This window comes from Brevibacterium sp. NPDC056726 (assembly GCF_042790515.1).
GTDB classification, from domain to species: Bacteria; Actinomycetota; Actinomycetes; order Actinomycetales; family Brevibacteriaceae; genus Brevibacterium; species Brevibacterium sanguinis.
Genome location: NZ_JBHTYZ010000003.1, coordinates 1 through 12,065, shown reverse-complemented (window position 1 = coordinate 12,065; position 12,065 = coordinate 1). Strand labels below are relative to the sequence as shown.

9 protein-coding genes are annotated in these 12,065 nt (G+C 68.2%); 5 read left to right on the top strand and 4 right to left on the bottom strand.

What is annotated here, in order from left to right; translation table 11 throughout:
- Positions 1-45: 45 nt before the first annotated feature.
- From ACFQ91_RS06360 to purQ, 3 genes are all read left to right on the top strand, one after another.
- Positions 46-1,458 (top strand): FAD-binding oxidoreductase, encoded by a 1,413-nt coding sequence (locus tag ACFQ91_RS06360; RefSeq protein WP_198500509.1) that lies wholly within the window; start codon positions 46-48, stop codon positions 1,456-1,458.
- Positions 1,459-1,549: 91 nt separating this feature from the next.
- Complete coding sequence (gene purS, locus ACFQ91_RS06355) at positions 1,550-1,804, top strand: phosphoribosylformylglycinamidine synthase subunit PurS (protein WP_137826828.1); 255 nt, start codon at positions 1,550-1,552, stop codon at positions 1,802-1,804.
- The gene (purQ, locus tag ACFQ91_RS06350; RefSeq protein WP_198500508.1) at positions 1,804-2,535 is read left to right on the top strand and encodes a phosphoribosylformylglycinamidine synthase subunit PurQ; all 732 of its coding nucleotides are present in this window, start codon (positions 1,804-1,806) and stop codon (positions 2,533-2,535) included. Before purS ends, purQ begins: the two co-directional genes overlap by 1 nt.
- 108 nt (positions 2,536-2,643) lie before the next feature.
- On the opposite strand, the gene ACFQ91_RS06345 is transcribed toward purQ, so the two are convergent.
- From ACFQ91_RS06345 to ACFQ91_RS06335, 3 genes are all read right to left on the bottom strand, one after another.
- On the bottom strand, positions 2,644-4,170 hold the full coding sequence (locus ACFQ91_RS06345; RefSeq protein WP_198500507.1) for a hypothetical protein: 1,527 nt from the start codon (positions 4,168-4,170) through the stop codon (positions 2,644-2,646).
- Between the two features lie 513 nt (positions 4,171-4,683).
- Positions 4,684-6,966 carry an ABC transporter ATP-binding protein gene (locus tag ACFQ91_RS06340; protein WP_232623831.1) on the bottom strand — a complete coding sequence of 761 codons (2,283 nt, stop codon included), beginning with the start codon at positions 6,964-6,966 and terminating at the stop codon, positions 4,684-4,686.
- Position 6,967: 1 nt separating this feature from the next.
- Positions 6,968-8,701, bottom strand: a complete 1,734-nt coding sequence (locus ACFQ91_RS06335; RefSeq protein ID WP_198500506.1) for an ABC transporter ATP-binding protein — start codon at positions 8,699-8,701, stop codon at positions 6,968-6,970.
- Positions 8,702-8,904: 203 nt separating this feature from the next.
- Between ACFQ91_RS06335 and ACFQ91_RS06330 the strand changes: the two genes are divergently transcribed.
- Positions 8,905-10,116: a DUF6882 domain-containing protein gene (locus tag ACFQ91_RS06330; RefSeq protein WP_198500505.1), complete on the top strand. Its 1,212-nt coding sequence runs from the start codon at positions 8,905-8,907 to the stop codon at positions 10,114-10,116.
- A gap of 94 nt (positions 10,117-10,210) precedes the next feature.
- Here ACFQ91_RS06330 and ACFQ91_RS06325 read toward each other — a convergent pair whose 3' ends face one another.
- Positions 10,211-11,272 carry a DoxX family protein gene (locus ACFQ91_RS06325; protein ID WP_232623830.1) on the bottom strand — a complete coding sequence of 354 codons (1,062 nt, stop codon included), beginning with the start codon at positions 11,270-11,272 and terminating at the stop codon, positions 10,211-10,213.
- 160 nt (positions 11,273-11,432) lie between these two features.
- Between ACFQ91_RS06325 and ACFQ91_RS06320 the strand changes: the two genes are divergently transcribed.
- Complete coding sequence (locus tag ACFQ91_RS06320) at positions 11,433-11,897, top strand: GNAT family N-acetyltransferase (protein ID WP_198500504.1); 465 nt, start codon at positions 11,433-11,435, stop codon at positions 11,895-11,897.
- Positions 11,898-12,065 lie beyond the last annotated feature (168 nt).

Below are 12,065 nucleotides of genomic sequence, written 5' to 3'. Positions count from 1 at the left end.
CGCCGGCAGGCAGAAGCGATGCCGCAAGGCAGAAAGCGAAGTGACATGGACGTCAAAGCCGCATTGGCCGACGCCTCCACCGTACCGTTCTGGCTCGACACCGACGCCCGGCCGCAGCCGCTGCCGCCGCTGGCGGCCGACCTCGAGGCCGATCTCGTCGTCGTCGGCGGCGGGTTCACCGGGCTGTGGACGGCCCTCCAGGCGAAGGAGCGCGACCCCGACCGGCACGTCGTCCTCCTCGAGGCGAACACCGTCGGCTGGGCGGCCTCGGGCCGCAACGGCGGGTTCTGCGCAGCCAGCCTCACCCACGGCTACGACAACGGCGAGTCGCACCTGCCGGCGGAGAACGAGCGCCTGGCAGCCCTCGGCCGGGAGAACCTCGACGCGATCGAGGCCGCCGTCGTCCGCTACGGCATGGACTGCGAGTTCGAACGCACCGGCGAACTCGACGTCGCGACCGAGGACTACCAGGTCCCCGGTCTGCGGGAGGCCCACGACCCCGATGCCGGGTTCGTCTTCCTCACCCAGGAGGAGCTCGCGACGATCGTGAAGTCCCCGACGTACAAGGGCGCGCTGTGGGACTCGCGGGAGGTCGCGATGCTCAACCCGGCGAAGCTGTGCTGGGAGCTGCTGCGCGTCATCCGGGACCTCGGTGTCGAGGTCTACGAGGGCACGAAGGTCACCGACGTCAGCGACCGGAAGCAGACGGTCGCGGTGACCACCGAACCGGTCTCCGGTGCCGCCACGGCGGCCGGAACGGCGACGATCACGGCGCAGCGGGTGGCACTGGCGACGAACGTCTTCCCCTCCCTCCTCAAGCGGGCGAGCCTCCACACCGTGCCCGTCTACGACTATGCGCTGATGACGGAACCGCTCAGCGACGACCAGATGGCGGCGATCGGCTGGGAGGGCCGGCAGGGCATCGGCGACTGCGCGAACCGCTTCCACTACTACCGGCTCACGGCCGACAACCGCATCCTCTTCGGCGGCTGGGACGCCGTCTACCACTACGGGCGGCAGGTGTCGTGGAAGTACGACCAGAACCGGGAGACCTTCGAAACCCTCGCCCAGCACTTCTTCGAGACGTTCCCGCAGCTCGCGGACGTGAGGTTCACCCACAAGTGGGGTGGGGCCATCGACACGTGCTCCCGGTTCTTCGCGTTCTTCGTCACCGCCTACGACCGGAAGGTCGCGATGGCGGCCGGGTTCACCGGCCTCGGCGTCGGCGCCTCCCGGTTCGCCGGCACCGTCATGCTCGACCTGCTCTCCGGTGAGGAGACCGAGCTGACGCAGCTGGAGATGGTGCGCAGGCGGCCGCTGCCGTTCCCGCCCGAACCGGTGGCGTGGCTCGGCATCAGGATGACGACGAACGCTCTCATCAAGGCCGATGAGAACCAGGGCAGGCGCGGCCCGCTGCTCAAGGTCCTCGACGCCGTCGGCATGGGCTTCGACTCCTGAGCCGCCGGGCCGGGCTCCTCTGCGCGCTTGATAGACTCTTCCCGAGCGCGGGAGGAGCTCCCGCGCCCCGTTGTGAAGGAGTCAAACACGCATGGCACGTGTCGTCGTTGAAGTGATGCCCAAGCCCGAGATCCTCGACCCGCAGGGCAAGGCGATCTCCGGTGGTCTCGCTCGACTGGGGTTCCCCGGTTTCGGTGAGGTCAGGCAGGGCAAGCGCTTCGAACTCGAGGTCGAGGGAGAAGCCACCGACGAGGTGCTCGCCCAGGCGCGCGAAGCCGCCGAGACTCTCCTGTCGAACCCCGTCATCGAGAACGTCGTCGCCGTCCGCGTCGCCGAGGACGCCTGATGACGGCCACCGCCGCGACCGACTCGGCAACCGCCTCGGCGTCCGGTCCGAGGATCGGCGTCGTCACGTTCCCCGGCACCCTCGACGACCGGGACGCGGCGCGCGCGGTCACCCTCGCGGGCGCCTCGGCGGTCAATCTCTGGCACGCCGACTCGACGCTCTCCGGCGTCGATGCGGTCATCCTGCCCGGCGGGTTCTCCTACGGGGACTACCTGCGGGCCGGAGCGATCGCCCGCTTCGCCCCGATCATGGACGCCGTCGTCGCGGCCGCGAACGCCGGCATGCCGGTGCTCGGCATCTGCAACGGCTTCCAGGTCCTCTGCGAGTCCCATCTTCTGCCCGGGGCGCTCATCCGCAACGAGGAGCAGCACTTCGTCTGCCGCGACCAGGATCTCCTCGTCGAGAACGCGGACACCGCGTGGACCGGCGACTACGAGCAGGGACAGACGATCACGATCCCGCTGAAGAACGGCGAGGGCGGCTACGTCGCCACCGACGAGGTGCTCGACGAGCTCGAGGCGACCGGTCGCGTCGTCTTCCGCTACCAGGGCCTCAACCCCAACGGCTCGCTGCGTGACATCGCCGGCATCACGAACGAGGCGGGCAACGTCGTCGGACTCATGCCCCACCCCGAGCATGCCGTCGAGGCCGGCTACGGCCCCGCGGGCACCGGCGTCGACGGGCAGGGGTTCTTCTCGTCCGCCGTGCGCACTCTGCTCGCGTCCCGCTGAGACCAAACACGCGAATCGGTCCCGGTTCCCCGACTCAACCTCGGGGACCGGGACCGATCTCGTTTCGCCGTCCGGCCGGGACGAATCACCGACCTGACGGGAGTTCTGTCATCCTTTCATCTGTCCGCGGCGGCGGGCGAAGAGGACCGCTCCCGCTCCTGCGAGGATGAGGATGGCGCCGGCGCCGAGGCCGGTGAGTTCTGCACCGGTGCGGGGCATCGACCCGTTGTTGCCGCCGCCGGAACCGCCCCCGCCGTTGCCGCCGCCGCCACCGCCACCGGAGCCGGTGACCGTGAACCCGCTGTTCATGACGTAGTCGCCGCAGGTGGCTTGGACGGTGTACTTGCCGACGTACGCCGCGGGATCGTTCTCCAGACCGTAGGTCTGCACCGCGGCGACATCTCCGCCGTCGGCCGGGGCCGTCCGGTCGTAGAGGAGGACGTCGCTGCTGTTCCAGACCTGGAAGCGGACCTCATCGGCGACCAGGCAATCGACGACCGCCATCGTCACGCCCTTGTCGCGGTTGACGAAGTCGGCGCCGGAGATCGTCTCAGGCCAGACCGAGAGGGTGGGCTCAAGAGTCTCATCGCCGTCCGCGGTGACGGTGAACGTGCCCTCCTGGAACATGTCACCGCAATCGGCCGTGACGAGGTATCGCCCGATGAATGCGACCGGGTCGGTATCGCCGACCTCGGGCACCCAGGTCACCACGGCGGCGGTGTCCTCACCGGCTTCCTGGCTCGCTTCGAAGACCACGGTATCCGGGTCATAGGCGGTGGTGATCATGATGTTGACGTCGGAATCCATCCGGCAGCCGGACATCATCACGGTCACACCGCTGGTGAGGAAGTCGGAGACCTGCTGCGAACCCGGGGTGATGTCGAGAGTCGTGCCCGATGGCGGCGGCTCGGTCTCGTCACCGACGACGGTGGCGCTGGCCGAATACGTCTCGTTCTGGTCGCCCCGCTGAACGCTGACGGTCACCGTGACGGTGTCGCCGGGCTCGTAGGCGCCCTCGGTGTAGTACACACCGGTGAATGAACCGTCGGAGTCCACGGTTGCATGGGTGCCGTCGCCGTCGCCCCATCCGATGTCATCTCCTGCGAGGACACCGTCGACGAAGAATCGAATGCCTTTGTCGGGGTCGCTGAGGTCCGACACCGTGACCTCATCGGACTCGAGGTACATGGTGGCGTCGATCGGCTCATCTGTGGGGGATTCGGTCGGGGTCTCGGTGGGGGTGCCTTCGACGTCCGCTTCGGCGGGAGTCGAGGGATCGGTGGAGCCATCGGTCGCGGCTTCGTCCGTCGCGCCGGACGAGTCATCGCTGCCGGTGGAGTCGTCGCTGCCCGAGGTGTCGGCAGTGCTCATGTCACCGCCGGAGCTGTCGTCGGTTCCCTGCGACGTGGAGTCATCGGCGCCGGTGTCCGTGCCGGTGTCCGTGCCGGTGTCGGTGCCCGTGTCCGTGGTGTCGCCGGGCGGGGTTCCGCCGTCGGCGGTGCCGTCGGGATCCGGCATGGCCATGAGGGTTGTCTGCCCCGCTGCTCCGTCCGCTGCCACGGAGGCGGCGGCCGGCAGGGAGCCCATGGTGGCGACGGCGAGTGCCACCGTCGTCGCGAGGATGAGGCGTTTCATGATCGTCCTTCCAGCGGGGCCTGGAGCTGCCACGGTGCTCGTGGCTGCTTGTCGAGGACACTACGTCTGTGCGCCCCGTCCGGGGACTTATGAACATTGAGTTCATGACGATTCTGTGATGCAGGTCACGGCGTCCTGTTATCGTTCCGTCACTGTTCGGATGATCGGCGCGCACGGCGGGGTCTGTCGCGGGGCCGGACGCTGCTCTCACGCCGGCAACCCGGTGGCCCAGGTGGCACCGGATTCTCCGCTCGATCCGCAGGCCGTCAGGCAGGCGGTGTCGACCGATCCGAGGACTTCGCACAGGCCGCCATGCCGACATCACGATTCGGCAGACCCTGCCGTCGGAGCCTGAAAATCGTTACCACCGGAACCTGTTGACATGCGCGCCGCAGAGTGGGTGTGCGCACCCACGGGACGAGGCCGGCCGCTCCGCTGGTCGGGGACGGCGAAGGCCCCCGAGTGTCCCTCGGGGGCCTTCTGCGGAGGACGGCCTGTCCTGCCTCGGTTCGGTCAGTCCGTTCCCCTCCCGCCGAGCGGCGGCTGAGCCTCCGAGCGCCCGCCCGGGTCGGTCGACGCGTCGTTCCGCACGCCGGACTCGTCCCTGACCTCGCCTGATTCCCGCGGACCAGCGGCAGGCTCCGTCGCCCCAGCGGCAGGCTCCGTCGACCCCGTGGAAGCCTCCTCGGCCACTGCGGCGTCGCCGGCGTCCTCGGCCAGCGCCGCGGCATCGGCGGCGAGCCCGGGTTCGGTCTCCGCCTCGGCGAGGACCTCAGCGGTGAAGTGCTCCTCGGCGTCCTCACCTCGGAACTGCGACATGTAGAGGCGGTAGTACGCGCCCTCGGCGGCGAGGAGCTCCTCGTGGTTGCCGTGCTCGACGATCGCACCGTTCTCCATGACGAGGATGGTGTCGGCATCGCGGATCGTCGAGAGTCGGTGCGCGATGACGAACGACGTCCGGTCGGTGCGCAGGGCCGCCATCGCCTGCTGCACGAGCAGCTCGGTGCGGGTGTCCACCGACGAGGTCGCCTCGTCGAGGATGAGCAGCGAGGGATCGGCGAGGAACGCCCGGGCGATCGTGATGAGCTGGCGCTCACCGGCAGAGACGCTGCCACCGTCGGCGTCGATGACGGTGTCGTAGCCGTCGGGCAGCTGCCGGACGAAGCGGTCGACCATCGTCGCCTTCGCGGCGTCGATGACCTCCTCGTCGGTGGCGTCGAGTCGTCCGTACCGGATGTTGTCGCGGATCGAGCCCTCGAACAGCCACGCATCCTGGAGCACCATGCCCACGTGCGACCGGAGGTCGGCACGGGTGAGATCGCGGATGTCGACCCCGTCGAGGTAGATCGTCCCGCCGGTGAGCTCGTAGAAGCGCATGACGAGGTTGACCAGCGTCGTCTTGCCGGCGCCCGTGGGACCGACGATCGCGACCGTGTGGCCGGGATCAGCCGTGAAGGAGACGTCCTCGATGAGCGGGGTGTCCTCGGTGTAGCGGAAGCTGACATGCGAGAAGTCGACCCGCCCGGGAGTCCGCGGAGGCAGCGCGGCCGTCGCCTCGTCGGGCTCCTCCTCGTCGGCGTCGAGGAGCTCGAACGTGCGCTCGGCCGAGGCGACACCGGACTGGAGCATGTTCGCCACTCCGGCCATCTCCGAGATCGGCTGCGAGAACTCCCGCGAGTACTGGATGAACGCGGTCGCATCGCCGAGCGTCATCTGCCCCGAGGCGACCCGCAGGCCGCCGGCGACGGCGATGAGGACGTAGCTGAGGTACGACACGAACTGCATCGAGGGCATGATCATCCCGGAGACGAACTGGGCCCCCGACGATGCGGCGTAGAGCTCTTCGTTGCGGCGGTCGAACTCGTCGAGCATGACCTTGTCGCGGCCGAAGGCCCGCACGACGTCGAGCCCCGAGAACGACTCCTCGACGTGGCCGTTGACCTCACCGGTGTACTTCCACTGCGCCTTGAACTTCTTCTGCGCCTGGGAGCCGATGACGCCGGCGATTATCGCCGACAGCGGCAGGGCGATGAGGGCGAGCAGCGCGAGCTGCCACGAGACGATGAACATCATCACGCCGATGCCGACGATCGTCAGCGCCGATTGGACGAGTTGGGAGAACGCCTGCTGGAGGGCCTGCTGGATGTTGTCGACGTCGTTCGTCACCCGCGACATGACATCCCCGCGCTGCCGCGTGTCGAAGTACCGCAGCGGGAGCCGGTTGATCTTGCGCTCGATGTCCTCACGGAGGCGGTAGACGACGCGCATGACGAGGGCGTTGAGGATGTAGCCCTGCGCCCACATGAGCATCGAGGCGACGAGGTACATGAGGAGGACGACGATGATGATCTGCCCGAGTGCCGTGAAGTCGATGCCCTGACCGGGGACGACTCCGGCAGTCGCGAGCATGTCGGCGTAGTCGTCGCGGCCTTCGGCACGGGCGCCGGCGATGATGTCCTCGATGTTCGCGCCCGCCGGCAGCTGGGAGCCGATGACTCCGGAGTAGACGACGTCCATCGCCTTGCCGAGCACCTTCGGGGCGATGACGGTGAGGACGACCGAGCCGATGACGAGGAGGACGACCTTGACGAGTCCCGCCTTCTCGTCGGCCATGAGTCCGAAGAGGCGCTTGACCGAGGGCCAGAAGTGCTTGGCCTTCCGCGGCGGGGTGCCGCCGAACATGTCTCCGTCGGCTTCGGAGGGGATGAAGTCCTCGGCGAGTTCGGCCTCGGCGGTGGCAGCGGTCGTGCCGGACGTCTCTGCGGTCGTCGTGTCGACGGGATCCTTCTTCGCCATGTCAGTTCACTCCTTCCGCGGTCAGCTGGGATTCGACGATCTCCTGATAGGTCGGGTTCGTCTCGAGCAGTTCGTCGTGGGTGCCGCGGCCGACGATCTTCCCGTCGTCGAGGACGAGGATCTGATCGGCCTCGCGGATCGTCGACACGCGCTGGGCGACGACGATGACCGTCGCCTCCCCCGTCGTCTCGGCCAGGGCCTCGCGCAGTCGGGCGTCGGTGGCGACGTCGAGCGCGGAGAACGAATCGTCGAAGACGTAGACGAGCGGTTTCGCGGCAAGCGCGCGGGCGATGCAGAGGCGCTGCCGCTGGCCGCCGGAGAAGTTCGTGCCGCCCTGGGAGACGCTCTCGTCGAGCCCGCCCGGCTTCTCGGCGACGAAGTCCGCGGCCTGCGCGGTCTCCAGCGCCTCCCACAGCTGCGCGTCGTCGGCGTGCTCGCTGCCGAAGCGCAGGTTCGAGGCGATCGTGCCGGAGAACAGGTAGGGCTTCTGCGGCACGAGGCCGACGACCTCGGCGAGCTGGTGACGGTTGAAGGCGCTGACCGGTGTTCCGTCGATGAGCACCTGACCCGACTGCGGGTCGATGAGGCGCGGGATGAGTCCCACGATCGTCGACTTGCCGGAACCCGTCGATCCGATGATCGCCGTCGTCGTGCCCGGTCGTGCCGTGAACGAGAGGTCCTCGAGGACGGGGACCTCGGCTCCGGGATAGCCGAAGGTGACATTCCGGAACTCCAGCTCGCCTCGGCGCGGGAGTTCGTCGACGCCGTCGGGGACGACCATCGACGAGGTGGTCTCGAGGACTTCGCAGATGCGCTCGGCGCAGACGACGGCGCGCGGGATCATCATCATCATGAACACGCCCATCATCACGGCGACGAGGATCTGGAGGAGGTACTGGAGGAACGCGGTGAGCGAGCCGACCTCCATCTGACCCGCATCGACGCGGTGGCCGCCGAACCAGAGCACGGCGGCGGTGGCGATGTGGAGGATCATCATGATCGCGGGGAACATGAGGACGAAGAGGTTGCCGACCTTGACGGAGGTCTCGGTCAGGGCGCGGTTCGCGTCGGCGTACCGGTCGGCTTCGAAGGGCTCGCGGACGAAGGCGCGGATGACGCGGATGCCGGTGATCTGCTCACGGAGGACGCCGTTGATGTCGTCGACCTGATCCTGCATGCGGCGGAAGAGCGGCATGAGGAGGACGACGAGGATGCCGACGACGATGAAGAGCGTCGGCACGGAGACCCAGACGAGCCAGGACAGTCCCGCATCCTCGCGCAGGGCCATGATGATGCCGCCGATGCACATGATCGGTGTCGAGACCATGAAGTTGAGCGTCATGAGCACGAGCATCTGCACCTGCTGCACGTCATTGGTGTTGCGGGTGATGAGGGTCGCGCTGCCGAACTTCCCCACCTCGAGGGTCGAGAGGCTGTCGACATGGCTGTAGATCGCGCGGCGGATGTCGCGGCCCACGCCCATCGCGGTGCGGGCACCGAAGAAGATCGCGGTGACCGCGGTGATGACCTGGACGAAGCAGACGATGAGCATCGTCATGCCCGTCGACCAGATGAAGTCGGTGTTGCCGGCGGCGACGCCTTCGTCGATGATCCGGGCGTTGAGGCTGGGCAGGTAGAGAGCGGCGATCGTCGAGGCCAGCTGGAGGATGACGACGAAGACGATGAAGAGCCAATAGGATTTCGCGTATTTCAGGGTGAGGCGCAGAAGTGCCACAGTGTCCGTCCTGGATGTGAGAAGCCGACATGACGGCGTCATGAGTTGGAAGAGCGCAACGAACCATCCTACATCGATCGTCCTCCTTCGCAAGAGCGTGCCATGGTACTGTTCTCGAATCCAGTGGACCACGCGGCACTGACACGGACGCCGGTTCCGCGTGCCTCCTCGCATCTTCGACACGTCCCCGTAGGCTGGAAATCATGAGCACAACACTGCAGGATCTCGTCAATCGCGCCGTCTTCCTCTCCACGGAGATGCAGACGCACTTCGGCAGCGTCATCGCCGGCGCCGCCTGGGAGGTGGACTTCTCCGCAGACCCCACTCTGACCTTCGACGTCGAGGGCGGGGAGCCGCTGCGCACCCGCCCCCACCTCGTCGGCTCCGAATCGAGTTCGCAGGGCACGTGGCTGTGGGGCTGGGAGAACATCAACGGGTTCCCCGAGGCGGTCGTCGGCCTCGCCCACGAGGTGCGGAAGTTCGGTGCCGCGGAGGGCATCAGCGATCTCGTCACGCCGGAGATCGACCTCGACGACGAGCTCGCCCTGCGGCTCACGCTCGCGGCGAAGGAGGCGACGGGCAAGTGGGCGCACTATCCGGCCGCCGCCGGTGCCGGCACGACCGTGTGGGTGCTCGTCGACTCCCCCGCCCTCGCCCTGCCCGCACCCACCGTCAAGGCGTCCGTGAGGGCGCTCATGCAGGGGCTGACGCAGACGACGGTCGACGATCATCGGGCCGCGCTCGCGGCGTACGCCGACCGGCGCGGGATTCCGACCGCCGAGCTGCCCGACGGCGGTGTCCGCATGCTCTTCGCCGACGGCAGCGCCGATCTCAGCTTCGATGAGCAGAGCCGCATCTCCAACTGCGAAGTCCATGCCCCGCTCGAGGGCGAGGCGGCCGACCAGTTCTCCCGGATCACCGGCATCACCGTCACCGAGGCGGCGCCGCAGGAACCGTCGACCGCCGCCGGCACCCCTGCGGCTGGGTCCCCTGCAGCTGAGTCCCCGGACCGTGCAGCTGCCGCGGGCGCGGACCGCTCCCCTGCGGCAGCCGCTTCGGCAGGGACCGCGGCAGCGGCGTCGGCAGGGACCGCGGCGGACGAGCGAACCTCGGAGACGACGGGGGCCGGCGCTCCGTCGGAGTCCACGACGCAGGGCGACGGCGAGGATGCCGCCGGCCGTCGCACCGAGCCCGCGGAGCCGCGGCAGCCGTCCGCCGGCGAGACCTCCACCGAGACGGCAGCTCCCGCAGCCGAGACCGCGCCGCCGGCTGATCGCACCGAGGCAGAGGCACCGACCGAGACTCCCGCCGCTCAGCGGGACGAGCACGCCGCTGAGCGGGCCGCTGACGAGTCCACGACGGACGAGCCCAAGGGGAAGAAGAAGGGACTGTTCTCGCGGCTCTTCGGCCGCTGAGCATCGTCCACTGCCGACACTGAGGCGCCGCACCGGGTGGTGCGGCGCCTCAGTCGCTCCTGTCGTGCGCGCACAGCATCGCGGAGCCGGTCAATCACCGGTTGATCGGCTCGCTCGGCTCCCAGCTGAACTCGCGGTCGAAGAGGTAGCGCCGTTCGGGGTCGCTGACGAGGGTGACGTCGAGTCCGTCGCCGGTCAGCCGCACCTGCCCCGAGGAGTCGATCGCGTAGTCGAGTGAGGTCTCGAGCACCGGATCGCGGACGAGTCCCTGATCACCGTCGAGCTTCGGGAAGAGGGTGACGTCGAGCCGCCCGCTGTCGTCGGCCCCGGGGTCGGCGGCGCTCACCGTGTACCTGCCGTCCTGGAAGCTCCCGTCGGCGTAGCGGATGCTCAGACGCGCTCGGCCGTCGAACGCATTCTGCCCGAAAGCGACCTGGCTGATTTCGGCACCCTCAAGGGTGCGGCTGCCGCTGTCCGTCGCCCGGTAGACCCCGGCGACTGCGGGCACGGGGTCGGGCTGACCCCAGTTCGCGCGGAGCCCGAAGGCCACTCCCGACCCGATGATGAGGAGCAGCGCGAGAGCGGGTGACGTCCATTTCGTGACGGCGACGACGATCCGGTGGGACGAGATGCGACCGTGGACGGGCCGGCCGGTGGGCAGCCCGAGCAGGAAGCGGCCGAGGCGGATGAGGTTCGGAGCCAGCAGCACGATCCCGGCCACGGCCATGAGGCCCGACAGCTGCTTGACCGGGACGTCGAAGGTGAGGTTGAGCAGGAAGACGACGGACATGTCGACAGCGGCGAGGAGCGCGCCGAGCCACACGGTGCGCCGGAAGAGGAGGAGGACCGCCGCGAGCACCTCGGCAAGGCCGGCGAGCACCTGGACCGTGGGAGAGAACGCCATGAATCGCCAGAGCACGCCCATCGGGCTCATCTCACCGTATTGGACGAGAGCATCGGAGAAGTCCGCATAGCCCATCTGGACGAGGTAAACCTTCGACCATCCGTAGATGAGCAGGTACCCGGCGAGCCAGATGCGCAGCACCCAGTGGGCTGCCCAGAGTGCGCTGCGGAGGATCGACCGTGCCCGTGACGGCCGTGCCGCCGCATCGTCGGCATCCGGCTGGACCTGAGTGGGTGCTGTGTCGTTGCGCATGGCTTCAGGCTATGCGCGCCGAGGCGGTCCGCTCCATCCGGAATCCACACCGACCGAGGGCGGGAAAACCCCACCCTGACCCGGGCACAGAGGAAGGGTGCGGCCTGGATGGAGTTCTGCGCGGATTGACCGCGGGACAGCGGCACCGTTGAATGAAGCCATGATCACGATCGCTCCGGCCGACTTCTCCGATCCGGCCCTCCTCGATTTCCTCCAGCAGCACCTCGCCGATATGTCCCCGACGGCGCCGGAGGAATCACGGCATGCCCTCGACGCGAGTGGACTGCAGAGCCCCGGTGTGCGACTGTGGGCGGCACACGATGAGCCCTTCCTCGTCGGCACGATCGCCCTCGCCGAGCTTGAGCCCGGGCATGAGGAGATCAAGAGCATGCGGACCTCTCCGGTGCATCGCGGGAAAGGGGTCGCGTCCCGTCTGCTCGAGCATGCGCTCGGTGACGCGCGCTCACGCGGGGTCGAACGGGTGTCCCTCGAGACGGGGAGCATGGAGTTCTTCGCGCCGGCCCGGGCCCTGTACCGCAAGGCCGGATTCGTCGAGACCGAGCCCTTCGGGAGCTACCGTGCGGATTCGCACAGTGTCTTCATGACACTGTCGCTGACGACATGACGATAGGGGCAGAGACAGTCGTGAATGCAAAAAGTGGGGGCACCCCCCATAAGGAGTGCCCCCACCAAAAAGAATTGCGGCAGTCACTTACTCTCCCACAACCACCAAGTTGCAGTACCATCAGCATGACATGGGCTTAGCTACCGGGATCGGAACGGTTAACCGGGC